The 26,521-nt window shown below is 26.7% G+C and carries 22 protein-coding genes, 2 tRNA genes and 1 pseudogene; 8 read left to right on the plus strand and 17 right to left on the minus strand.

The annotated features are described in order from the left end of the window. Positions 1 to 14: 14 nt before the first annotated feature. Genes H0H35_RS01340 through H0H35_RS01355 form a run of 4 tightly spaced genes read right to left on the minus strand, consistent with a single transcriptional unit; the run spans position 15 to position 3,966 of the window. The gene (locus tag H0H35_RS01340; protein WP_185883185.1) at positions 15 to 1,103 is read right to left on the minus strand and encodes a chorismate mutase; all 1,089 of its coding nucleotides are present in this window, start codon (positions 1,101 to 1,103) and stop codon (positions 15 to 17) included. Positions 1,104 to 1,121: 18 nt separating this feature from the next. Then, positions 1,122 to 1,967, minus strand: coding sequence for a prephenate dehydrogenase (locus H0H35_RS01345; RefSeq protein WP_185883155.1), 846 nt, complete (start codon positions 1,965 to 1,967; stop codon positions 1,122 to 1,124). Further along, positions 1,964 to 3,121, minus strand: coding sequence for a pyridoxal phosphate-dependent aminotransferase (locus tag H0H35_RS01350; protein ID WP_185883156.1), 1,158 nt, complete (start codon positions 3,119 to 3,121; stop codon positions 1,964 to 1,966). Before H0H35_RS01350 ends, H0H35_RS01345 begins: the two co-directional genes overlap by 4 nt. Further along, positions 3,118 to 3,966: a prephenate dehydratase gene (locus H0H35_RS01355; RefSeq protein WP_185883157.1), complete on the minus strand. Its 849-nt coding sequence runs from the start codon at positions 3,964 to 3,966 to the stop codon at positions 3,118 to 3,120. The genes H0H35_RS01350 and H0H35_RS01355 overlap by 4 nt, the downstream gene beginning before the upstream one ends. A 421-nt stretch (positions 3,967 to 4,387) precedes the next feature. Here H0H35_RS01355 and H0H35_RS02905 point away from each other — a divergent pair. Further along, positions 4,388 to 4,894 (plus strand): annotated as a pseudogene (locus H0H35_RS02905) (divalent metal cation transporter). A 189-nt stretch (positions 4,895 to 5,083) separates the two neighbouring features. Here H0H35_RS02905 and H0H35_RS02920 read toward each other — a convergent pair. The 6 genes from H0H35_RS02920 to mnmE form a co-directional block, all read right to left on the minus strand. Continuing rightward, positions 5,084 to 5,230, minus strand: coding sequence for a hypothetical protein (locus H0H35_RS02920; RefSeq protein ID WP_456318681.1), 147 nt, complete (start codon positions 5,228 to 5,230; stop codon positions 5,084 to 5,086). A gap of 254 nt (positions 5,231 to 5,484) precedes the next feature. Further along, positions 5,485 to 5,937, minus strand: coding sequence for a 50S ribosomal protein L9 (rplI, locus tag H0H35_RS01365; protein WP_185883158.1), 453 nt, complete (start codon positions 5,935 to 5,937; stop codon positions 5,485 to 5,487). An 11-nt stretch (positions 5,938 to 5,948) separates the two neighbouring features. Further along, positions 5,949 to 6,269 (minus strand): 30S ribosomal protein S18, encoded by a 321-nt coding sequence (gene rpsR, locus H0H35_RS01370; protein WP_238892374.1) that lies wholly within the window; start codon positions 6,267 to 6,269, stop codon positions 5,949 to 5,951. Beyond that, complete coding sequence (gene rpsF, locus H0H35_RS01375; protein ID WP_185883159.1) at positions 6,266 to 6,613, minus strand: 30S ribosomal protein S6; 348 nt, start codon at positions 6,611 to 6,613, stop codon at positions 6,266 to 6,268. The genes rpsR and rpsF overlap by 4 nt, the downstream gene beginning before the upstream one ends. Positions 6,614 to 6,656: 43 nt before the next feature. Next, entirely contained in the window at positions 6,657 to 8,201 is a 1,545-nt protein-coding gene (gene gltX, locus H0H35_RS01380) for a glutamate--tRNA ligase (RefSeq protein ID WP_238892375.1), read from the minus strand. Between the two features lie 7 nt (positions 8,202 to 8,208). Next, complete coding sequence (gene mnmE / locus H0H35_RS01385; protein ID WP_185882692.1) at positions 8,209 to 9,615, minus strand: tRNA uridine-5-carboxymethylaminomethyl(34) synthesis GTPase MnmE; 1,407 nt, start codon at positions 9,613 to 9,615, stop codon at positions 8,209 to 8,211. 857 nt (positions 9,616 to 10,472) lie between these two features. Between mnmE and ligA the strand changes: the two genes are divergently transcribed. The 4 genes from ligA (at position 10,473) to H0H35_RS01405 (ending at position 16,421) form a co-directional block, all read left to right on the plus strand. Next, entirely contained in the window at positions 10,473 to 12,473 is a 2,001-nt protein-coding gene (ligA, locus tag H0H35_RS01390) for an NAD-dependent DNA ligase LigA (protein ID WP_185882693.1), read from the plus strand. Positions 12,474 to 12,630: 157 nt separating this feature from the next. After that, positions 12,631 to 15,042, plus strand: a complete 2,412-nt coding sequence (gene lon, locus H0H35_RS01395) for an endopeptidase La (RefSeq protein ID WP_185882694.1) — start codon at positions 12,631 to 12,633, stop codon at positions 15,040 to 15,042. 50 nt (positions 15,043 to 15,092) lie between these two features. Then, complete coding sequence (gene lysA / locus H0H35_RS01400; protein WP_185882695.1) at positions 15,093 to 16,334, plus strand: diaminopimelate decarboxylase; 1,242 nt, start codon at positions 15,093 to 15,095, stop codon at positions 16,332 to 16,334. A gap of 2 nt (positions 16,335 to 16,336) precedes the next feature. Further along, positions 16,337 to 16,421, plus strand: a tRNA-Ser gene (locus H0H35_RS01405). A gap of 6 nt (positions 16,422 to 16,427) precedes the next feature. Here H0H35_RS01405 and metG read toward each other — a convergent pair. Further along, positions 16,428 to 18,110, minus strand: a complete 1,683-nt coding sequence (gene metG / locus H0H35_RS01410; RefSeq protein ID WP_185882696.1) for a methionine--tRNA ligase — start codon at positions 18,108 to 18,110, stop codon at positions 16,428 to 16,430. A gap of 49 nt (positions 18,111 to 18,159) precedes the next feature. Here metG and H0H35_RS01415 point away from each other — a divergent pair, with 49 nt between their 5' ends. Next, on the plus strand, positions 18,160 to 19,056 hold the full coding sequence (locus tag H0H35_RS01415; RefSeq protein WP_185882697.1) for a 5'-3' exonuclease: 897 nt from the start codon (positions 18,160 to 18,162) through the stop codon (positions 19,054 to 19,056). An 8-nt stretch (positions 19,057 to 19,064) separates the two neighbouring features. Here the strand turns inward: H0H35_RS01415 and nadD are convergent, their stop codons facing one another. Next, entirely contained in the window at positions 19,065 to 19,655 is a 591-nt protein-coding gene (gene nadD / locus H0H35_RS01420; protein ID WP_185882698.1) for a nicotinate (nicotinamide) nucleotide adenylyltransferase, read from the minus strand. 305 nt (positions 19,656 to 19,960) lie between these two features. On the opposite strand from nadD, the gene H0H35_RS01425 reads away from it, so the two are divergent. Beyond that, the gene (locus H0H35_RS01425; RefSeq protein ID WP_185882699.1) at positions 19,961 to 21,838 is read left to right on the plus strand and encodes a DNA translocase FtsK 4TM domain-containing protein; all 1,878 of its coding nucleotides are present in this window, start codon (positions 19,961 to 19,963) and stop codon (positions 21,836 to 21,838) included. Continuing rightward, complete coding sequence (locus H0H35_RS01430; RefSeq protein WP_238892301.1) at positions 21,835 to 23,019, plus strand: LptF/LptG family permease; 1,185 nt, start codon at positions 21,835 to 21,837, stop codon at positions 23,017 to 23,019. Before H0H35_RS01425 ends, H0H35_RS01430 begins: the two co-directional genes overlap by 4 nt. A gap of 221 nt (positions 23,020 to 23,240) precedes the next feature. Here H0H35_RS01430 and H0H35_RS01435 read toward each other — a convergent pair. From H0H35_RS01435 to H0H35_RS01455, 5 genes are all read right to left on the minus strand, one after another. Further along, positions 23,241 to 23,314, minus strand: a tRNA-Asp gene (locus tag H0H35_RS01435). Between the two features lie 7 nt (positions 23,315 to 23,321). Next, positions 23,322 to 23,648 (minus strand): thioredoxin, encoded by a 327-nt coding sequence (gene trxA, locus H0H35_RS01440; protein WP_185882701.1) that lies wholly within the window; start codon positions 23,646 to 23,648, stop codon positions 23,322 to 23,324. 60 nt (positions 23,649 to 23,708) lie between these two features. Beyond that, entirely contained in the window at positions 23,709 to 24,785 is a 1,077-nt protein-coding gene (locus H0H35_RS01445; protein ID WP_185882702.1) for a M20/M25/M40 family metallo-hydrolase, read from the minus strand. Then, complete coding sequence (gene argB, locus H0H35_RS01450; RefSeq protein WP_185882703.1) at positions 24,776 to 25,558, minus strand: acetylglutamate kinase; 783 nt, start codon at positions 25,556 to 25,558, stop codon at positions 24,776 to 24,778. Before argB ends, H0H35_RS01445 begins: the two co-directional genes overlap by 10 nt. Next, the gene (locus tag H0H35_RS01455; RefSeq protein WP_185882704.1) at positions 25,555 to 26,514 is read right to left on the minus strand and encodes an N-acetylornithine carbamoyltransferase; all 960 of its coding nucleotides are present in this window, start codon (positions 26,512 to 26,514) and stop codon (positions 25,555 to 25,557) included. Before H0H35_RS01455 ends, argB begins: the two co-directional genes overlap by 4 nt. Positions 26,515 to 26,521 lie beyond the last annotated feature (7 nt).

Consider the following 26,521-nt stretch of genomic DNA (forward strand, 5'->3'; position numbering starts at 1 on the left):
AAATGATTATTGATTTATTTTCTGACCTCATTTTGAATTTTAATCGACTCTTTATGTAATAATTGAAATATTTTTTCTAAAAGTTCTTCTGATATATTCAATTTCTTACCTAAAGATAGATATTTATCCATGATAAAATTCCATCTTTCGGGTTGAACAGTTGCTATATCGGAATCCATTTTCAATGGACCTAATTTTCGAGAAATATTCATTCTGTTATACAAAAGGATAATGATATTTTCGTCCAATTCCTCGATTAAAATTCTGCAAATATTTAATTTTTCCTGATGTGTAGAAAATATGTTTTTTTCTTTCATCAATTGATTAATCATATTCAACAAAACCTTTGGAGTGATTTGTTGTGTTCCATCACTCCAAGCAAGATCAGGATTGCAATGACTTTCAATCATTAATCCTTCACAATGAAAAGACAATGCTTGTTTTGCCACATCTAAAATACCTTTTCTATTTCCACAAATATGTGATGGATCACATATAACAGGAACTCTTGGAAATAGTTTTTTGAATTTTAATAATCCCATCCAATTTGGTTGATTCCTATATGTTGAACTTTTATAAGTATAAAAACCACGATGTATGACTCCTAAATTTTTAATACCTTTGCTCAATAAACGTTCTAAAGCCCCTATCCATAACTCAATATCCGGATGTATTGGATTTTTCACTAAAACAATTGTATTTTCATTTCCTTCTAAAGCGTTTGCAATTTCTTGAACAGTGAATGGACTTGCCGTACTTCTAGCTCCTATCCAAAGGATATCTATATTAAAAGATAAACATAGCTTAACATGTTCTTTATTAGCAACTTCTGTTGCAACTAACATTCCAGTATTTTTTTTGACCTTATTTAACCATTCTAGACCTTTTTCTCCAATTCCTTCAAAATTATTTGGTTTAGTTCTTGGTTTCCATATTCCTGCACGAAATATATGAACAAGATTAGGATGTTGATTTAATTGAGCAGCCGTTTCTAAAACTTGTTTTTCACTTTCTGCACTACAAGGACCAGATATCACTACAGGTTTATTCCATTTTTCGATCCATGATCGATCTATATTATTATTAAGGATGTCTTTGTTCATCATGACACGTTGATTAAATTAATTATACACATTTTTTATATCATTTCCTTTTTTAAGATACTGATGAATTTTATGAAATTGATTATTCAATAAATAATTACGAAATAATTCTAAATAATAAATATTAGTATCTATAGCATGAATTAAATTTTTTTTATTAGAAAGAAAAATAGGTAACCATGTTTCAGGGTTGCTTTTTGACAAACGTGTAGTAGATTTGAATCCGCTACCCATTATATGATGAATAACGTCTTTTTGATTATGAAATATTTTTAGTATGGTATTAGATAAAGAAAAAGATATTACATGAGGTAAATGCGATATATAGGAAATATAGAAATCGTGTTCCTTAGAAGTGATATAAATTAAATGCATTTCCATCATAGAATAAATTTTCATCACAACAGACATGGCTTCTGGATCACTAAGTCCAGAGTCACAAATAATACAATTTTTTCTATAAAAAAGGTCATGACGTGCTGAAATGGGACCGGAATCTTCTACTCCTGCAATTGGGTGAGTGGCTACAAATCTACTTCTTTTTGGATGAGATGATACTTTATGACAGATATCATATTTAGTAGATCCTGTATCAAAAATCACGGCATCTTCTTTAATATTATTCAAAATATTAGGTAATATTTTTTCAATTCCATCTACTGGAATAGATAAAATAATGATAGATGATTGCATGACAAGATCATTTAAAGGAATGATCTCGTCTACAATACCAAGTCTCAGTGCGTAGTTCGCATTGTGATCATTAGTATCTGTACCTATGAATCTATCTCCAAAATTGGAATGTCTTAACCCCAAACCGATGGACCCACCAATTAAACCTAATCCTATTATACCAATATTCATAAACAAAGTCGATTTTTTGCTTCCTTCAAAATTTCTATAGGACAACATATGGAAAATCTAACATAACCCATTCCATTAGTACCAAATATTCTTCCAGGAGTAATAAATATATGATATTTATGGAAAATATTTTCCGACCATATGATATCATCTTGTTCCAATCCATTTAATTTTGCCCATACAAAAATACCAGCACTGTTTTTAGAATATTTTAAATCAAAAGCATCACATATTTCCCATACCACTTTTTTTCGTTTCATATATTCCTCATTAATTTTTCGAAACCATTGAATATCATGTTTCAATGCTTCGATAGCTCCTATTTGTATTGGATAATACATTCCAGAATCCATTTGACTTTTCACTTTTAATATATTTTGAATAAATTCTCGCTTTCCTATTACCATTCCAATTCTCCATCCAGGCATATTATAACTCTTACTTAAAGAATTCAATTCTAAAGCTATGATTTTTGATTTTTTTATATTAAAAATACTTAAATAACTATCATCATTCAGTATAAAACTATAAGGATTATCATAAACAAGTAAAATACGATGTTTTATCGCAAAAGAAACGAGTTTTTTTAAATTTTCCAATGTAACCGTAGCACCTGTAGGCATATGAGGATAATTGACCCACATAATTTTTACCTGAGACAAATCTAAGGAAGATTCTAATAATTGTATATTCGGAAACCAATTTTCTTTTTCATGAAGATCGTAATAAACAATTTTCGCTTCCAACAATTTGGAAACAGAATAATAAGTCGGATAACCGGGGTTGGGAATTAATACCTGATCATTTTTGTCTAGATAAGACATGCTGATATGCATAATTCCTTCTTTAGATCCCATTAAAGGTAATATTTCATATTCAGGATCTACTTGAACTTTATATATTTTAAGATACCAATCAGAAATAGCATGACGAAACTCTTCTATTCCAATATAACTTTGATAAGTATTTGCATGATCATATTCCGATGCTTTTTTCATTTTAGATATGACACCATATGGTGGAAGAAGATCTGGATTCCCTATTCCTAAATTAATGATTTTTGCACCATTTTTTTCAAGAAAAACAATTTCTTTCATTTTCTTCGAAAAAAAATATTCCGATATATAAGATATTTTTTTTGATGGTACAATCATGATTTTCTTATTATTCCATTTTTATATTCTCCCATAATTGATAATTTATAAATACATGAAATATTTTGTATTTTCTTTTTCATTTTATAATAATCTTTTACATGATTAAATATGATGTCCACATAAAATGAATATTCCCAAGGTTTTTTTAAAATAGGAATGGATTGAATTTTTGTCATATTCATACCCAAATGAGATATAAAACCTAATATTTTCGATAAACTACCAATAGTATGTGATATTTTGAATTTCAAAGAAGCTTTATCAAAAGAATAAGAACATCCATCATCCATATACGAGCCATTTTTAATCACAAAAAACCTTGTAAAATTACTTGAAATAGTTTGTATCCTATGAAATAGGATCTCTAATCCATATTCTGTAGCTGCATGTTCAGAAGCAATTGCTGCAATTCCTTTTTTTTTGTATTGAGATATATACTTAGCAGCTGATGCTGTATCTGAATATTCGGATACTTTTATTTCAGGATGCCCATAGATAAACGATTCACATTGTAAAATAGCCATAGGATGAGAATAAATTTCTTTGATATTTGTTAATTTTTGTCCAGGATAAGCCATTAAATGATGTTGTATTGGCATATATATTTCTCCTATGATTTTTAATTTATACTCCGAAATGAGTCTATAATTTGTCAATATCGTTCCCGCTATAGTATTTTCTATAGCCATTACTCCAGTATCTACATCAGAATGAGCAACCGAATGGGCTAATTCTTTAAAAGAATTACATTCCAATAATTGATAGTTGCATCCTTTAAAATATGTTAAAACTGCTGCATGATGAAAACACCCCTTTACACCTTGTATTGCTATTCTTTTCATGAAAATTAAGAAAGATTGAATTTACTTAGGTACTACAAAGTAGTATCATCAATCAAAGAAATATAAAAATTATTCCAATCAATACAATTTTTTTTCCATTCGGATTTCTATCATTGTATTGTCACAGATCAATGTATATACAAATTTACAAAATAAAAAGTATTAAAACGGTTAACTTTATATTTTTTATTTTGATCATATATACCCAAAAAAAATCTTCTACAGAATGGAAAAAAAACATATCCATCCCTTTCATCAGTTTGTTCTTCTATATCCGTTCCTAAACAACAAAGTATTGGGAAAAAGATTCTTTCGTTTACTGGACCAGGTTTCATGGTCGATGTAGGATATATGGATCCTGTTAATTGGACTTCCGATATAACTGGAATGGTATAAATTCGGTTATATAATTTGATCCGTTATGTTGATATCTAATTTGTTTGCTATTATTTTACAATATTTATACCTAAAATTAGGAATTGTTTGTGAACGAGATTTAGCAGAAGTTTGTAGAGATCACTATGCTCATTTTATTAATGTTATATAATGTATTCTTTGTAAAATTTCTATTTCAGATTGTGATTTATCAGAAATTATGGGATCTGTTCTTGCATTTAAATTCCTTTTTGGTCTACCTATGACATGGGGGTTTTTCTTCCGACTATCGATGTTTTTATTATTCTTGTTTTTTCAGTACAAAGGATTTAGATATATTGAATGTATCGTTGCTATATTCATTCTTCCCATTTTCATTTGTTTCAGTTTGAAAATTTGTAGTTACAAACCAAAAATTACTTCTATATTACAAGTAGTCATACCCCATATTTATATTATCAAGAACTTACGTACATTTTATATATATAGGAATATTATCTTATCCAGTCATGCCACATCATCTTTATATACATTCAAGTATTATACAAACTAGAAATTATTCACGTACCAATGATGGAAAAAAAATGGCTATTACATACGCTACTATAGACAGGCCATTCTATTGATATTTAGCTTTTTGGATTCATTCATCTATATTGATGAAATTTGCATCTACTTTTCATAAATACGGATACACGGATGTAGCAGATATTATGGATGCACACAAATGACTCCATCTAATTTAAGGTGATAGTTTTGCTGATATATTGTTTGCTATTGCTCTTCTTGCATCAGGAAAAAATTCGACGCTTACTGGAACTTTATCTGGAAAAATTGTAATGGAAGAATTTTGAAATATTCGATTACAACCTTGGATAAGAAGAATCATTACAAGATTAAAGGTAATCGTACTTGCTATTATGGCATATTTTTTTTGATGGATAAAAAGGAACGACATAACTATTAATTATAAGTCAAATTATGTTATTGATACAAATTAGTTTTGCTATCATTCCATTAGTTCATTTTACATGATATCCGGAAAAAATGGGAATGTTTATCAACGAATTGATTTTAAATACATTATCATGGATCATTACTATGAGGATCCTAGTATTGAATTTATTTTTAATATATGATATATTAAGAAATAGCTAATACTTCGAAATTTAGTAAAAATTCTATTTTTTTGTGCAAATGTATATGAGCATGATGTTTTCCTATTGTTTTTATAGATTTATTTCCTGGAATTCTGATACATTTTTTATCTATAGATATGCCATTTTTATTTAAAATAATCATGATATCATGATTATTAATAGAACCAAAAATTTTTCCTCTTTTATTCACTTTCACCGGGATTTCGATCACTAATTTTTTTAATTTTTCCTTTATCTTTTGTAATTTATCCATTAAAAAACGTTCATTTTTAGAACGTTGTTTAAACATTTCCGAAATATTTTTTTTTACTCCAGGGGAAGATATTACCGCAAATCCTTTTGGAATTAAATAATTTCTAGCATAACCAGATTTTACATCTAATTCATCATATTGAAATCCTAAATTGTCTACGTCTTTTTTTAAAATAATTTTCATAATAGATACATTTATCTTAAATCATCTGTCACAAAAGGAAGAAGACCTATTTGTCTACATCTCTTAATTGCCGCATTCAATTTATGTTGATTTTTTTGTAAAGTACCTGTAATCCGTCTTGGTAGGATTTTACCTTGTGCATTCAGAAATTTTGTTAAAAATACAGAATCTTTATAATCTATATATTTTATATTTCTCTTTTCAAAATAACAATATTTTTTTTTGACTTTCGTTTCAATCTTAATAGGAGATAAATATCTTAAATCATGATCTCCTTTTAATTTCTTGGAATTATGTTTTTGATTAGATTCTTCTGAAAGTAAATTCATCATTTTTCTTTATTTTTAAAAAGTTTATTCCTTCGATTAACGGAATATTCTATTCCATATTGGTTGAGTTTAACGGTTAAAAACCGTAAAATACGTTCATCTTGTTTTAATTTCAATTCTAATTCAGAAATTAAATGAGAATTGAATAAAAATTCAAATAAATGATAACATCCACTTTTTTTTTTTTGTATTGGATACGCAAATTTTTTTAATCCCCAGTATTCTTGACAAATGATTGTTCCTTTTTGGTTTATTATATAATTTTCATATTCTTTTACTGTTTTTTTTGCCTGATCATCCGATAATATAGGAGTTATGACCATAATGTTTTCATAATGTTTCAACATCGAAATTTTTTTTGTATGTTTTTTATAAATTACAAAAAAATCTTCAAATTGTTTTTGTATTAATTTCGTTAATCAATTTTTTGATACGATTCATACTTTGTTTTTTTCCAATCATTTCTAAAATAATCATAATATCCACGCCTTTGAAAACACCTACTAGAGATAATCTCATTAATTTCATATAAATTTTCCACATATTTTTATCGACTTTATCTTGAAAAACTATTTTTAAATTATCCAATGTAAATGGAGTCACACTGAATAACAAGTTATGTAATTTTTCTAATTGATGTAGAAAATATTGGTATTTTTCATGGTTATACAACAAATATTGTTGATCATAATAATATGGATCTATGAAAAAATAAAAAGAATGATCCCATATTTCATGAATGAAATGAATTCGATCGATAGTGAGATCGATCACCCGATACAAATAATTTTTTTTATACCGATGAAAAATAGAACGTTTTTTTAGCTCTTTACATAAAAAAGTAAACACTTTTTCCTTATTCCGATTTAAATACCTTCTATTAAACCAAACCATCTTTTTCATATTAAAAAGAACACCAGATTTTTGAATCTTTTCAAGAGAAAAAGATTGTTCTAATTCTTTTAAAGAGAATATTTCTTGATTTCCTCCAGGATTCCATCCTAACAAAGCCAACATATTGATGAATGATTCTGGAAGATATCCTAATTCTCTATATCCAGGAATCATCTTTTTAGTATTTGGATCCATCCATTTGATAGGAAATATGGGGTCTATCGTTTCTTCATAATTTCTTTTGCTCATTTTTCCTTTTCCATTTTTTTTTAATATTAAAGGTAAATGAGCAAAATAAGGTGGATTCCATCCAAAAGAACGATACAATAATATATGAAAAAACATAGAAGATATCCATTCTTCTCCTCGAATAACATGAGTTATTTTCATTAAATGGTCATCTATTGTATTAGCTAAATGATATGTAGCGGTACCATTAGATTTTAAAAGAATTTTATCATCTAAATAATTCGTATTCATCTCTATATTTCCACGAATAATATCATGGATTTTCAATTGTTCTCCTGGATTCATTTTAAATCTCACGACATATGGATTTTGATCTTTCAGTTTAATGGCTAATTTTTTTTTTGTCATGGTTAATGAATTATTAAAATTCATACGAGTTTTGTAATTATAAGAAAAAAAAATCCCATGTTTTTGAAAATCTGTTCTTTTCTGATCAAGATCTTGATCTAAATCAAAAGCATAATAAGCGTATCCATTTTGTAATAATTGATTCAAATAAAAACGATAAATATATCCGCGTTTGGATTGATAATAAGGAGAAAAAGGTCCACCAAAACCAATTCCTTCATCTGGAACGATTCCACACCATTTTAATGATTCTAATATATGAGATTCTGCATTGCGTATATATCTTTTTTGATCTGTATCTTCCATCCTGAGAATAAATCTTCCTCCATTTTTTTTAGCAAATAAATAATTGTATAAAGCAGTCCTGATTCCACCTAAGTGAATGGGACCTGTAGGACTAGGAGCAAAGCGTACTCTCACAGGAGTGAACATGTTTGGTAACATACAAAATTTATTTTCCAATACAAAATTTAGAAAAAATATTGTTCAATATGTCTTCACTTGTTATCTCTCCTATGATTTCACCCAAATGATTTGATGCACATTTAATATGAATGAGAATCAATTCCTCTGATATACCTCGTTTTAAAGAATCATAAGCGAATTGGATTTCATTCAATGAATTCTTAAATGATTCATAGTGTCTACTTTGTAAAACAATATATTTTCTTTTTTTTAATTTTTTCATAAAAACACAGCTTAAATAGTTTAGCATTTCTTCAATTCCTTCTCCGTTTTTTGCAGAAATATGAAACAATCCATCTACTTTGGACTTGATATCGATATAATCATGAAAATGACAAATATCAGATTTATTTGCTATGGCAAAAATTATTTTTTGCGAATTTTTTTTATAAATATTTTGAATTATATGAATCATTTCTTTTTGTTTTTTTTCATTGAATGAAGAATCAAAAACATATAATATTAATTGAGAATTTTCAATTTTTTTCATCGTATTTTTAATACCCATATATTCTATTGGATCATGTACATTTTTCCTCATTCCTGCAGTATCTAAAAATCGAATTGGAATTCCTTTTAAAATCATAGACTCTTCTATAATATCTCTAGTCGTTCCTCCTATAGGGGATATAATAGAACGATCTTCTTGAATAATTTGATTAAATAATGTAGATTTACCTACATTTGTTTCCCCGATAATTGCTACAATGATACCTGTTTTTATCGCATTTCCTAATGAAAATGATTCAACTAAATTTTTGATTATTTTGATCAATTTTTGTAAAAAATTACATAGTTCCATTCTATCAGAAATCGATACTTTTTCTTCGTGAAAATCCAAATCTAATTCTAACATAGATGAAAAATCTAATAAATCTTGTCTTAATTTTTTAATCATATTAGATAATGAACCTTTAACATGCTGTAAAGAAATATCGTGATAAACTTTATTATCAGATGAAATCAGATCGGATATTGCTTCAGCCTGTGATAAATCTATTTTCTTATTTAAGAAAGCACGAAATGTAAATTCACCAGCACGAGCTAAACGCACGCCATTTCGAATTAAAAGTTGCAAAATATTTTGTTGTATATAATAAGATCCATGACAGGAAATTTCCACCATATTTTCTCCTGTATAAGATAAAGGATTCCTAAAAACAGAAACTAATACTTTATCTAAAAAAGAATATTTTTTATTGTTATTATTATCTTGAATATATCCTAAATGAATAGTATGTGTAGGTTGATCTTCTAGTTTTTTATTTTTTTGTATAGAAAAAAAAATTTTACTAACAATAGATATGGATTGATTTCCTGAAATACGAATGACAGAAATCGATCCATAACCAAAAGGAGTAGCTAATGCTGTAATAGTATCATCATTTAACATGATATTGATTCATATGAATATGGTTTGATTAAAAGTAAGTACTTTTTTATAAAAAAAAAAAATACAATGAAATATATTGATCCAATTTATTTATGATTTCAAAAGAATTGTTCCATTTTATATCAATCATATCAAAAGCTGGATATTCGATTCTTTTTAATTCCTTATTTTACAATGTAATGATACCAATATATTGATGAAATTCCTTTTTATATCAAACATTCGTTTTTTATTACAGAAAGTGAATGAAACAAATTATGAAAATTGAAAAAATCATAGGCCTATTCAATATATAATAGGTTATTCTTATTTTTGGAATAAAATATTTTTTGTTAATGAAAAAGTATTGATTATAAAGGATGAAACACAAGAACTCGTATTTTGTATATTAAATGATATATAAAATATTGATACGATTGATGATGAACCATAAATGATATCTGTATTCATAAATCATACATCCAAACATAATGTAAAAATTGACTTTACCAAAGTTGACATTTTGGAAAACGATATATGAAAAAATAATTCATAGACCAACTATTATCGTAAGAAATCCTAAATATTCGAAACAAAAATTACTCAGTTATCATATTATACAATATGAACCTGATAAGGAATGATTTGTTCCGTATGAAGATCCTTTAATATTCTATCAAAAAATTTATTTCTGGATGAAAAAAAAATTTACTAATGTAGTTTATGTTGATTTCGCAATTCGTCCATTGATTTACACGGATATGATTCTTATTCTAAAAAAGAAATGGATTTGTTCATATAAAAATTAAAAAATATTTTCAATGTTTTGATAGAATGATTCGTGCTAAATATGATGGATACAATAAAAAAATAATAAAATGACTAATAAAAAAATAAAAGAAAAAATATATAGATTAAGAAAAGAATTATCAATACTCAATAAAAAATATTACAATTTTAGTTATTCGGACATATCTGATTTTGATTTTGATAAAAAATTGAAAAAACTATATGATTTAGAGAAAAAATACCCTGAATGTTTTGATTCATCTTCTCCTACTTTAAAAATAGGATCGGAAATAGAACAGAAAAAATCCAAGGCTATCAATTATAAATATAAAATGTATTCTATTAATAATTCTTATTCTAAAGAAGAATTAAAAAAATGGAATAATAAAATAGAAAAATCGATTAACAATTTTTCCTTTATATGTGAACCAAAGTATGATGGAGTAGCTATCAATCTGATTTATAAAAATGGCATTCTTATACAAGCCATAACTCGTGGAAATGGAGAAAAAGGAGAAAATGTGATAAGAAACATCCCAATCATCAATTCGATTCCCCTAAGATTGATAGGGAATCATTATCCTTCATATATCGAAATACGAGGAGAAATATTCATACCTATTCATCATTTTGAAAAAATGAATCAACAACGCCTAAAACATGGATTCAAACTATATTCTAATCCAAGAAATACAGCTAGTGGAATGTTACTTAATGTTCAAAACAAATCATACCAAAAAAAAATATTATGTTGTATAGCATTTCATGCAGTAAGCACAGAATTTCATATCAATCAATACGATTCTTTACAAATCATGAAATATTGGGGTTTTAATATTCCATATCATACACGTATTTGCAAAAACATCAAAGAAGTTTTTCGATTGATAGACTTTTGGTCCCATTACCAAAATAAACTTTCTTATCAAATAGATGGAATAGTCATTAAAATCAATGAATATGAAAAACAATCGATTTTAGGATATACCAAAAAATATCCAAGATGGGCAATAGCCTATAAATTCAAACAACCATATTCAGAAACTAAATTAATAGGATTAACTTTCCAAATTGGAAGAACCGGTATTATTACTCCTGTAGCGAATGTTGATCCTACTCCAATGAGTGGAACAACAGTAAAAAGAGTCTCCTTATACAATATCAATTTCATAAAAAAAAATAAAATTCATTATGAAGATACTTTTTTATTAGAAAAAAGGGGTAATGTAATACCAAAAATCACCAAAATAAATGAGCAAAAAAGATCCGTCAATGCATTTCCTATCCCATTTATCAAAAAATGTCCATCATGTCATAGTTATTTAATAAAAAAAAAACAATTATTCTATTGTATGCATGGAAATTGTTCTTCTAAAATAATTATGAAATTGAAACATTTTGTCAGTGATAATGCTATGAATATAAAAAAAATTGGTTATAAAATGATTGAAAAATTATATAACAATGGTGTGTTATCTCATTTTCATGATTTTTTTCAATTAAAAATAGAACAATTACTCCAAATAAATGGAATCAAAGAAAAATTAGCAAAAACCATGATTCATAATATCCACATATCTAAACAAAAGACTCCTTATCATAATGTATTATATGCTTTGGGAATTCGTCATGTTGGAGAAGATATATCTCAAAAATTAACAATCAATTTTTTGGATATTCATTCTTTAATGAATGCAAAATATAATGATTTAATATCCATTCCAGGAATAGGAAATCAAATTTCAAAAAGTATTATTCATTACTTTTCTGTTCAAGAAAATAAAAAATTAATTCAAGTTCTTATTCAATTAGGATTGAATTTTTGTTCTGATTTTTCCATGACAAAAAATAAAATACATCCTATTCAAGGTAAATATTTTGTTTTTACAGGTAAATTATCTTGTATGACTCGTAAAAAAGCCAAAATTATCATTGAATCGTTTGGAGGTATAGTTTTTAACAATGTAAACAATCAAATTGATTTTATCATAGTTGGAAATAACTATGGATCCAAACTAAAAAAAAGTATAGATAAACATCATATCAAAATTTTAACAGAAAATCATTTTTTGGAAATGATTGAAAATTGAAACATATTGAATATTAGATAGATGTTTATGAACGTACTTTGAAAAAAAAGTAGCTTTTATAGAGGTTTTTTTTTTCATATAGAAAACAGTATATTTAATCAAGTGGAGGTTTTTTTCATAAAAAAATCATCACAGTAAGTATGAAATCTATTTTTTTATGTTATTAAAAAATACATTTACCGGATCTAGTTTTGAGTCTGAAGCAGAATTTATTCCATTAATGAGTCAAGATGAAGAAGATCAATTACTTAAAGACGAAGTTCCCGAACAATTAGGTATCCTAACAGTAAGAAATATGGTTTTGTATTCTGGAATTGTTTTTCCAATTATTGCAGGTAGAAGTGGATCCATCCAATTACTACAAGATGCTTATGGATTGGACAAAACAGTAGGAGTCTTAACACAAAAAAATCCTGGAATAGAAAATCTCAGTGAACAAGATTTATATTCCGTAGGAACCGTAGCTAAAATTTTAAAATTGTTAAAAATGCCTGATGGAAACACTACTGTTATTTTACAGGGAAAAAGAAGATTCAAAATCAGTCGTTTTATTCAAAACGATCCATATTTTAAAGCTGAAATTATCGCTTTAGAAGAAAAGAAACCTTCCTGTAAGGATAAAGAATATATTGCTTTGGTAGAATCAATAAAAGATATTGCTATAAAAATTATTCAAGATAATCCCAATATACCATCAGAGGCAAGTATTGCTATACGAAACATAGAAAGTCCATCTTTTTTAATCAATTTTGTAGCTGCAAATATGAATTTATCAATAGGAGATAAACAACAATTATTAGAATACGATGATTTAAAAAAAAGAGCAATAGAAACTTTACGATTCCTCAATGTAGAACATCAGCAAATTAAATTGAAGAATGATATTCAATCTCGTGTACGAAATGATATGGATCAGCAACAGAGAGAATATTTTTTACATCAACAAATTAAAGCTATTCAAGAAGAATTAGGGGATATTTCTTATGAAAAAGAAATAGATGATATGCGTGATAAAGCTACTAGAAAAAAATGGACTCAAGAAGCAAAAAAACAATTTGATAGAGAACTGATAAAAATGCAAAGAACAAATCCTCAAATGCCTGAATATACGGTACAAAGAAATTATCTAGAGCTAATGATAGATCTTCCTTGGAAACAATATTCAAAAGACAATTTTGATTTAAAATACGCACAAAGAATATTAGATAGAGATCATTATGGATTAGATCAAGTCAAAGAACGTATTATAGAATATTTAGCCGTATTAAAATTAAGAGGCGATATGCGTGCTCCTATTTTATGTTTTTACGGGCCACCAGGAGTCGGAAAAACATCATTGGGTACATCCATTGCTACAGCTCTCAAAAGAAAATATGCACGAATTTCTCTAGGAGGATTACATGATGAATCAGAAATTAGAGGTCACAGAAGAACTTATATTGGAGCTATGCCTGGTAGACTTTTACAGTCCATACGAAAAGTGGGAACTTCTAATCCTGTTTTAGTTTTGGATGAAATTGATAAAATGGGTATAGGAACTAATGGGGATCCATCATCTGCTATGTTAGAAGTTTTAGATCCAGAACAAAATACTGAATTTTATGATAATTTTTTGGAAATGGGGTATGATTTATCAAAAGTATTATTTCTAGCAACTGCGAACTCTATTTCTCATATACAACCAGCTCTTGTTGATCGAATGGAAATCATAGAAATTAATGGATATACCATAGAAGAAAAAACATACATTGTAAAAAAACACATTTTACCTAAACAGTTAAAAGAAAATGGACTCAACAAATATCATCTAACACTTGGAAAAAGACAAATAGAAAAAGTAATTGAAAGTTATACCAGAGAATCTGGATTGAGAAACCTGGAGAAACACATAGCTAAATTAACACGTTATGTTGCTAAGCATATAGCTATGAATAAAAAGTATGTAAAACGGTTAAGTATTGAAAAAATAGAGAGTATTCTTGGAATTCCTCATGAGCCAGATCGTTATGAAGGAAATAATGATCCAGGAGTGGTAACTGGATTAGCTTGGACTCATTTTGGTGGAGATATATTATATATTGAATCTAGTTTATCTAATGGGAAAGGTCATTTGAGTATAACAGGAAATTTAGGAGAAATTATGAAAGAATCCGCAACGATCGCTATGCAATATATTAAAGCTCATTATCAAGAATTTAATATAGATCCCATCATGTTCGAAGAAAAAAATGTACATATACATGTACCAGAAGGATCGGTTCCAAAAGATGGACCATCTGCTGGTATAACCATGTTAACTTCTTTAGTATCCATATATACAAAAAGAAAAACCAAACCGTATATAGCAATGACGGGAGAAATTACTTTAAGAGGAAAAGTTTTACCTGTAGGAGGTATAAAGGAAAAAATTTTAGCAGCTAAACGTGCTAACATCAAGAAAATCATTCTTTCCAAGGAAAATAAAAGAGATGTAGAAGAAATTAAACCAGAACATGTAAAAGGAGTAACTTTTGATTATGTTAGAAATATGAATGATGTCATTCATTTATCTCTTTTGTCAGAATCATAAAAAATTATGTTATTTTTTGTGTTAAAATTGATAGAATATTTCATTATATAATGAATGAAAATATAGAAAATAGTCAAAGGACCCCATTCCATGAAATAGATTTAATCAAATTAGCAAAACAATACGGCACTCCATTATATATATATGATTCTGAAAAAATGAAGGATCAATTTCAAAAATTGAAAAATTCTTTTTTAGATATTCAAAAATTGACCATTAATTATGCCTGTAAAGCAAATACTAATTTAAATATATTGAAATTTCTGAAAAAAATGGGATGTGGATTAGATACCGTTTCTATACAGGAAATAAAAATAGGATTAAAAGCGGGTTTTCTTCCAGATGAAATAATATTCACACCCAATGGTGTTTCTATAAAAGAAGTGAAAAACGCAGTAGAGTTAGGAGTTCGAATCCATTTAGACAATTTGTCTATTTTAGAACAATTTGGAGAATATTTTCCTCATCATTCTATAGGAATAAGAATTAATCCACATGTCATGGCAGGGGGAAATTCAAAAATTTCAGTAGGACATATTGATTCCAAATTTGGAATTTCTTATTATCAAATTCCTCATATGAATCAAATATTAAAAAATACAGGATTGAAAATAGAAGGATTACATATGCATACGGGATCTGATATATCAGAAATTCAATCATTTATAAATGGAGCAAAAGTGTTATTAAGAATTGCTAAGGATTTTCCCAATCTTGATTATATAGATTTTGGAAGTGGATTCAAAGTTCCATATCAAAAAAAAGATGATCAAACAGATTTAACTTTGCTCAGTAAATATATAACGGAACTGTTTCAACATTTTTGCAAAAATTATGGAAAAATCATTACTTTGATATTTGAACCTGGTAAATTTTTGGTTAGTGAATCTGGATGCTTTTTAGTAAGTGTTAACGTTATTAAACATACAGTTTCTACTATATTTGCAGGAATCGATTCAGGTTTCAATCATTTTATTCGCCCTATGTTTTATAATGCATATCATCATATTGAAAATATTTCTAATCCAAAAGGTCGTTTTCGTTTTTATAATGTAGTTGGATATATATGTGAATCAGACAATTTTGGTTTGAATAGAAAAATATCAGAAATACGAGAAGGAGATATTTTGTGTATTCAAAATGCTGGAGCTTACTGTTTTTCTATGTCTTCGAATTATAATTCTCGTTATAGACCTTCTGAAGTGATGATGATTGATGGAAAAGATTTTCTCATAAGAAAAAGAGAATCCATGACAGATCTTCTTCGAAATATAGTAGAAATTCAAATTTGAATGGAGAGATGGCAGAGTGGTTAATTGCGACGGTCTTGAAAACCGTTGAGGATATTTCCTCCGGGGGTTCGAATCCCTCTCTCTCCGCTTTATTTATTTTTTATATAATTTGTATAATTGTTTATGAATATCTTCATTCGTGATTTTTTTAAATAAAAATGTAAAATGACCCAATGAATGTCCAGGGTTTAAAAGGCACTCGATCTTTTCTATGTGATCCCAACATAATAGTTTGATATGAAGAATGTTTAGCAATTTTTGGGATGTATGAGGTAAGAATGGTTCTGACAGTTGCGATAACATGGCTACTATTTGTAATGAAACATAAATAATAGTATTGATTCTTTTTTTTTCTTTTTTATTCCAAGGTTCTTCTTCTGTTAAATATTTATTTCCGATACGAGCTATTTTCATGAAATAAGATAAAGAATCCCTAAATCTATAAGAATGAATTAAGTCGCCGATTTTTTTTGGGTATGATCTGATTTCTTTTAATATAATTTTTTCTTTTTCAGATAAAATTTCCGGAGTAGGAACTATTCTATTATTATGTTTTTCAACTAAAGTTAAACATCTGTTTACAAAATTTCCTAATATAGCCACCAATTCTGCATTATTCTTTCTTTGAAAATCTTTCCAATTAAAATTATTATCTTTTTTTTCAGGCATATTTGCTATGAGTACATAACGTAAGGTATCCTGTTGATTTGGGAAATCAATTAAATATTCATGCCCCCAAACGGCCCACTTTTTAGAGGTAGATATTTTTTTATTTTCTAAATTCAAAAATTCATTAGCTAATATATTATACGGTAGGATGTATCCATGGTTATATGCTTTAAGAATTGATGGAAATATAATACAGTGAAAAACAATATTATCTTTTCCTATAAATTGAATCCATTTTGTGTTTTGATTTTTCCAATAGGATTTCCAGTCTATACTGTTTTTTTTAGCCCATTCGATAGTAGAAGATATATATCCTATAGGTGCTTCAAACCACACGTATAGAACTTTTCCTTTTCCTTGATCCATGGGAACTGGAATTCCCCATTCTAAATCTCTTGTAATGGAACGTGAGTTTAATCCTTGATCTAACCAAGATTTTGCTTGTCCGTACACGTTTATTTTCCAATTTTTTTTATTATTCATAATCCAATTTTTTAAAAATTTTTGATATTTATTCAAAGGAAAATACCAATGTGTTGTTTTTTTTCGAATCGGATCACATCCACTAATGGTAGACTTGGGATTAATTAAATCTTCAGGAATTAAATTTTTTCCACAATTTTCGCATTGATCGCCGTATGCATCCTTTTCTTGACAAAAAGGACATGTTCCCGATATATATCGATCTGATAAGAACTGATGAGCTTTTTGGTCGTAATATTGTTCCGATGTTTGTTCAAATATTGTTTTTTTTTTATAAAATTCTAAAAAAAAAGAATTGGAAACTTCGTAATGAACTTTGTTAGAAGTTCTGGAATAATTGTCAAATTGAATTCCAAAATTCATAAAACAATCTCGAATCATATAATGGTATTTGTTCACTATTTCTTTTGGATTCTTATTTTCTTCCTTAGCTTTGAGGGAAATAGACACTCCATGTTCATCCGATCCGGATATGAAAATAACATCTATTTTCTTTCTTCTGAGAAAACGAACAAAAATATCTGCTGGTAAATAAACACCGGATAAATGACCAATATGAATTGGTCCATTTGCATATGGAAGAGCTGCTGTTACTATATATTTATTATTATTCAATTTTTCCATGTATAAATATGATTTTTTTTTTAATATAAAAAAAGTTGATATTGCTATAATGAATGATACTAAAAAGTTATTTTTAATAGATGCATTTCCACTAATTTATCAAAGTTTTTATGCTTATAAAAAATCCCATCTTTTTACTTCTAAAGGATTAAATACTTCTCCTATTATCCATTTTACAAACTTTTTGATTAATCTATTAATCCGAGAAAATCCTACTTATATGTCTGTTGTATTTGATAAACACCAAGAAACTTTTCGAAAAAAAACATACAAAAAATATAAATCTCATAGGAGAAAAATCCCCAAAGAAATACAGATAGCCATTCCTTATATTGAAAAAATATTAACAGCTTTTCGTATTTTGTTTATTCATTCATATAATGGATATGAAGCTGATGATGTCATAGGAACAATTGCTAAAAAAGCAGAAAATAAAGGATATATTGTATATATAATTTCTTTAGATAAGGATTTTTTCCAGCTTATTACAAAAAATATAAAAATATATATTCCTCCTTTTAAAGGAAATCCAAAAAAAATTATGGGTATAGAAGATATTCAAAGAAAATTTGAAATCCATTATCCAAAACAGATTATCGATTTGTGGAGTATGATGGGAGATTCTTCCGATAATATACCCGGAATTCCAGGAATAGGAGAAAAAAATGCAAAAAAATTTTTAAAAAAATATGGAAATATTGAAAATTTTTTAAATTCCACTTATGATCTTCAGGGCAAGATGAAAGAAAATGTAGAAAAAAATAAACAATTTGGGTACTTATCTAAACAATTAATCACTATAGTTACTAATATTCCATTTAATTTTCAAGATCAAATGTTTTTCGTCCAATCACCAAATTGGATTGGTATTCAGAAAATTTTCGATGAACTTGAATTTGTTCAACTACTGAAAAAAACATATCAATATTATAAAAAACATGAATGATAATCACATTATGTTGTGATATAAAAATTATGTTTCATAATATAAATCCAAACTTTTTCATGAAGAAATGATTTGATATTTTTACCATTCTGAATCGAATTTCGAATAAATGAAGAAGATATTTCAATAACTGGAGCTTCATTTAAAAAAATCACTTTTTTCTGTTTCAAAATAGGTTGATCTGATTTCATTTTTTTTCCTATTCTAGGATATACTAGAATATCATATTTATTTAATATAGTTTGATAATTTTTCCATTTCGTGAAAGACGAAAAAGAATCTTTACCTAAAAGAAGAAAAAATTGGTTCATAGGATACTGTTTCTCTATATGATTTAATGTATGAATCGTATAATAAGGTTTTATTAACCTTGATTCAATATCTAAAACCATCATATTTTTGTAATTATCAATAGCCTGACGAACCATTTTTATTCGGTGTTCATAATCTAAACATATATCTTTTTTTAATGGATTTTTAGGTGAGACAACAAACCAAACAGAATGAATATGATTGATGAATTCTAGTACATAATTTGCAATAATTAAATGTCCTAAATGAATCGGATTAAAAGACCCAAAATATAGTACTATTTTCATGTATGATGTTTGATTATTTCCATGAATTCAAAAAATTGTATACGATCATTCATTCCTAAAAAAACAACATAGATCATTTCATGATATATCAAATCATTAGGTTTTTGTTTCGAAAAAGTTTCTTATTAAAATGATCATCATATAAATGATATCCATTCGTTCACTATTTTTACAATGTGAATATGATTCGTACTATAATGATAGTTTCAAATTATCGATTATAACCAATGATTTGTTATATTTTATTTTTCATTGAATTCTTTCCTTATTAATATAATAAATTTTCTTTTTTTTCAAAAAACAATATGAATAAAAAAAATATTTTAAATAAAAACAAAAAAAAAATAAAAAATCATGGAAATAAAATTCGATCCACTATATTCGGATTTTTCCTGTTATTATTCAGTATTTTTTTCTTTTTAAGTTTTTTCTCTTTTATTTTTCATTGGGAAAACGATCAGAGTCAAATAGAAGACTTTTTTAATAACAATATCATTGCAGAAAACATGCTCGGAAAAATAGGAGCACTCATATCCCATTTTTTTATTTATTGTAGTATAGGAATCAGTGCGTTTTTTATTCCTATATTATTATTTATCACAGGATTACAGTTTTTGTTTGATAAAAAAAAAATATTAAATAATCTTTATAAATCACTAATCTATCAATTTATTTTTTTCAGTACATGGATCCCAATTACTTCTCATATTTTTTTTTCCAATAAAAAAATCATTTCCAACAGTATTGTTGGATTTGAATTAGGAAATTTATTAACCAACTTATTTGGTCGAACCGGAACATATATAATTATTTCTATTAGTGGATTATTTGATATGATGGTGATTGTTCATCTTATTACTTGTCAAATACAAAAAAAAATGAAAAATTATGAAAACATAATAAAAAATCACTTTACATTTCCCTCTTATTCGTCATATACAAAAAAAAAGATAGAATATAAAAAAAATATCAATATGTTACATTCTATTTTAAATAATAATAAAAATGCATCAATCGATATACAAAAAGTGGATTTAGAATCAAATAAAAAAAAAATATATCAAATACTCAATTTTTATCATATCAAAATATTTCATATAAAAGTTGTTGTAGGACCAAATGTGATATTGTATGAAATTGTTCCTCATATGGGGATTCGTATTTCTAAAATAAAAAATTTAGAAAATGAACTTGCTTTAAATTTATCTGCTTCGTCTGTAAGGATTATAGCTCCTATACCAGGAAAAAATTCTATAGGAATAGAAATTCCTAATAATCAACGTTATAAAGTGTATATGAAAGAAATTTTATTTTCAAAAGAAAGCAAAGAAAAAAGTAAAAACATGGAATTACCTATTTCATTAGGAAAAACAATTTTTAATGAAATTTTTATAATCGATTTAGTCAATATGCCTCATATTTTGATAGCAGGATCAACTGGCCAAGGAAAATCCGTAGGATTAAATGCAATCATTGTTTTTTTATTATATAAAAAAAATCCAAAAGATCTAAAATTTATTTTAATTGATCCAAAAAAAGTAGAATTATCCATATATGAAAAAATTTCAAAATCTTTTTTTGCAAAAATACCTCATTCGAAAAATTCAATTATTACGGATTTAAAAGAAGTAGAAAAAACATTAAATGCCTTATGTAAAGAAATGGATAAAAGATTTTCCATTTTAAAAAAAGGGAAAGTAAGAAATATTCAAGAATATCATATAAAATACAATAGTAAAAAAAATGTGCATTTACCTTATATCGTATTAATTATTGATGAGTTTGCTGATTTAAGTATGTTTTTTAAAACCACAAAAATAGAAATATATATTACTAGACTAGCACAACTTTCTCGTGCTGTGGGAATACATATGATTATAGCAACACAAAGACCTTCGGTCAATGTTATTACCGGATTAATAAAATCAAATTTTACAGCAAGAATATCTTTTAAAGTAAGTTCTAAAATAGATTCTAGAACAATTTTAGATTGTTCAGGTGCAGAAAAATTAATAGGTAGAGGAGATTTACTATTTTCTTCAAACAAAAACGAATTAATTCGATTGCAAAGTCCATTTATGGATTTGGAAGAAATACAAAAAATAGTGAATTTTTATGAAGATATCAATCAACAAAAAAAAGAATATTTTTTACCAGAACCAGATAAATGGATCAAATCATGATTAAAAAATTAGATTTTTACATGGTTCGTTTATTTATAGAACCTTTTTTTATCGTTTTTTTGTCAATATTTGTTTTATTTCTAATCCAATTTTTCTGGAGTCAAATTGATGAATTAACGGGAAAAAATATAGATATCATCATTATTATCAAATTTATTTATTATTTTGGAATAATTATCTTTCCTATAGTGATTCCTATTGTTATATTATTAACTTCTCTAATAACATTTGGAAACTTATCGGAAAAAAAAGAACTTTTCGTGATTCAATCTTCTGGAATATCTTTTTTTCGCATTATGTTACCCGTGTTTATCGTATCATTGATCTTATCTCTTGTTTCATATTTTTTCTCTGATTTTTTCATTCCAAAAGCTCATGTTCAGATTAGAAAATTAGGAGATCAAATATCATTATCTTCTCCATCATTAATAATAAAAGAAGGAATATTTGTCAATATATGTTCCAATGTTTTTATCAAAGTAGATAAAAAGATCGAAAAACAGAATCAGAATAGATTACAAAACGTTTTCATTTTTTTTCATAATGATGATAATTCTATAATCAATACCATTTTGGCCAAACAAGGATTTATAAATACTAACAAAGTAAAAAAATATGTTGTACTAAAATTAAGGAATGGATTTTTATATAGCGGAAAATTCGATTGGAGGAATCATTACAATGATAAAAAAAATACATATTATCAAATAGCAAAATTTAAAACTTTGATTCAAAAATTTCCAATTCCTTCATATCAAGAAAAAAATAGAGAAAACGATCATGAATCATATAAATTTCTCGATACAAAAAGCTTAATAAAAAGAATTAAATTTTTAAATAAAAAGCAAATCCATTCAAAAAATTTTACATATGAACAAAAAATTTACTTATACAAAACTCAATTAGAACTTCAAAAAAAATTTACGTTTCCAATAACATGTCTTATCATGTTTTTTATTGGTTCCTCATTGGGAAGTATTATCAAAAAAGGAGGAATTCTATATCCAACTATCATATCTTTATCTATATTTATTTGTTATTATATACTAATTACTATTACTCAAAATGAAGTAGAAAAAGGAAATTTGATTCCGTGGATTGGCGCATGGACTACAAACTTGATCTTTTTTCCGATTAGCATAGGGATTATCAAAGTAGCAATAAATAATAAATTGTCATGATATGGTCTTGAAAAATGATTTCATCATGTTGAACATCCGATAAATATGAACAAATCATCATCAACTAATGAAAAGTAGTAAAAATGAATGTTGGCAATACGGATAATATCAATAATAAAACAATCTATGTTATTTGTAGTAAATGAAAAAGGACCAAAATATAATAATCGTATTTCTCATTCGTGATCAAAATGTTGGAGTACTTAGAAAACAAATCAAAACGGTCTGGACGGGATTCGAACCCGCGACCTCATGCGTGACAGGCATGTATTCTAACCAACTGAACTACCAGACCAAAAGAACTATTTTATTAAAACATTTAACTTCTCTCTTATATATTTTTTAGAAGCTGATCCAACATAGATATCCACTTTTTTTCCATTTTTAAAAAAAATCATTGTAGGAATACTACGAATTCCATATTTGGATGAAATCAAAGGATTTTTATCCACATTTAATTTGAAAAATAAAACCTGATTTTTGTATTTTTCATCATGACACATTTCTTCTAATAATACCGATAAATTTTTACATGGAGTACACCATGGTGCCCAAAAATCGACCAATATAGGATCTTTTGATTCATGAACTAATTGATCAAAATTTGTATCGTTTATTTCTTTTAACATATAAAAAATTTTTTACAAAAAAAAAGAATAAAACAAATTTACTTTTTTTTTACGAAGATTCTAAAATAGAAACCTGGTTAATAAACCAATATAAATATCTATTCCTTTTTCGATTTCCGACACTAAAATATACTCATTAGATGTATGAGAACGAGAACTATCACCTACTCCCATCTTAATGGTAGGAAATGTCATGATACTTTGATCAGAAAGAGTTGGAGATCCATAAGTTTTTATTCCCATGAATTTTGCATGTAAAACAATAGGATGCGTTGAACTTATGTAAGAAGTGGAATGATAAGAACGTATTTCAATTTTAGAATGAATGGTTTTTTGAATGATTTCTATAAACTCATTTTTTTCATATAAATCATTCATTCGAATATCTACAATAAAAGAACAAAAATCAGGAATAATATTATGTTGAATACCTCCCTGTATTTGAGTGATATTTAACGTACTATATCCTAATAATATCGATTTTCTATCAAACAACATATTTTTTAAATTATTTATGTCCTTTATAGCTAAATATATAGCATTAATCCCATTACTTTTTGCAGAATGAACCGATCTACCTAATGCAATACAATATAGCACCATTAATCCTTTTTCAGCTACTGCTACTTTCATATTAGTTGGTTCACCTATTATACCCAAATCAATACAACCAAATTCTTTTAAAATGGATCTTATCCCTAATTTTCCAGATATTTCTTCTTCAGCTGTAATAGAAATGATTAATTTATATGGAAAATTAGACAAATTACTTAAGTAGAGAAAAGTAGATATTAATGATACGACACATCCACCTGCATCGTTACTCCCTAATCCAATAATTTGATCATATTTTTTTGTAGCAGTAAAAGGATTGGTTCTCCATCCTTTTACCGGTTTTACTGTATCAATATGAGAATTTAATAATATGGTTTTTACATTTTCTTTTTTAGGAAAATTAGAATTTTCTACCCATATATTATTAAATTTTCTTTTTACATAAAATCCATGTTTGTGAAAATAATTTTCTATCAAAACGGACGCTTGATATTCATTTTTCGATACTGAAGGAATATTGATCAGTTTGATTAGGAGTTTGATTGCCTCTTTTTTTAATTTTTTGATATCTATTACAGGCATAGTACAGTATTATTGTGAATCTCGTTTAAATAATGAGGATGACCAATAGATACTTTTTTCACTCCATTTTGGAATGCAAAAAATGCATTTTCTAATTTCGGAATCATGCCATTGAAAATAGTATGATCTTGTTTCATTTTTTGAAACAAATCAAAATTAATCTTTTTTAGAAAAGATTTTGGATTGTTTATATTCCGTAATACTCCTTTTTTTTCAAAACATAGATGTAAATCTACTTGATTATTATCATTTGATAACGCAATAGCTATATGAGATGATATGGTATCTGCGTTAGTATTCAAAAGAGTCCCATATCCATTATGAGTAATAGGACATAATACAGGAACTAGATCATTTTTTAGAAGAAGTTTGATAAAATGAATATTAATATTTTTTATATCAATATCCCCTACATATCCATAATCAATGTTTTTTTCTTTACTACGAAAAAATGATTTGATACAATTTCCATCTGCTCCAGACAAACCTAAAGCATTACAATTATAACCTTGTAATAAGGAAACAATATTTTTGTTAATATATCCCGCATAAATCATAACAACGACTTCGAGAGTTTTTTTGTCAGTCACCCTTCTCCCTCTTATCATTTTCTTAGGAATACCCATTCGATCCATCACATTATTTGCTTTTTCTCCTCCTCCATGAATGAAAATTTTATATCCTTCTAATTTACAAAAAGATTGAATAGAAATATTCAGAAGTTTAGGATCATTAATGATATGTCCACCTATCTTTACTATATGAATTTTCATGATAGAAATTGAAGAATTTTTAAAAAAACTATTTGTGCAGAAAAAATTCTATTTTCCGCCTGTTGCAATATGATCGAATTCGGACTATCTAAAACGGAATCTTCTACAACTACATTTCTCCTTACAGGTAAACAATGCATAAATTTAGCTTGATTAGTTATATTCATTTTTTGTTCCGTAATCATCCAATCAGAATAATCTTTCTGAATCACTTTTCCATAATATAAATAACTACTCCAATTTTTAGCATAAATAAAATCAGATCCTAAAAAAGCTTCATTTTGATGATGAATAATTTTTGATTTCAAAGAAAATTTTTCACAAAGATGGTATTCTTTTGGACATGAAATAACAAAATCTATTTGTTCAATTTTCGATATCCATTGAGCAAATGAATTAGCAACAGACTGAGGTAAAGGGTTGACATGTGGAGCCCAACTTAACACAACTTTACTTTTTTTTTTGAAAAAAGAACTATATTCCGCTATAGTAATCAGATCTGCTAAAGATTGTAGAGGATGTAAAGTTGCACTTTCCATATTAATTACAGGAACTTGAGAATAAGTCATGATTTTTTTAAATATAGTTTCTTTATAATCATCATCTCTATCTAAAAGATTGGGAAAAGTTCTGACTGCAAGTATATCGCAATACCTACTCATAACAGATATGGCTTCTTTAATATGCTCTTGTTTCATTTTCATAATACTTCCATCATTCATTTCTATTTTCCAAGAATCTTTATTAAGATCTAATATCCATGTATGACATCCTAAATTAAAACAAGCTTTTTGGCAACTAATTCTTGTACGCAAACTAGGATTGAAAAAAACTAATCCAATAGTTTTATTTTTACCAATGTATTGGTAATCATATGGTTTTTGTTTTATAGATATAGCTTCTTGAATAAGATGATATACATTAGGAACATCTTCTACACTAAAAAAATTTTTCATCAATTTG

It is taken from the genome of Blattabacterium cuenoti (assembly GCF_014252435.1).
GTDB classification, from domain to species: Bacteria; Bacteroidota; Bacteroidia; order Flavobacteriales; family Blattabacteriaceae; genus Blattabacterium; species Blattabacterium cuenoti_X.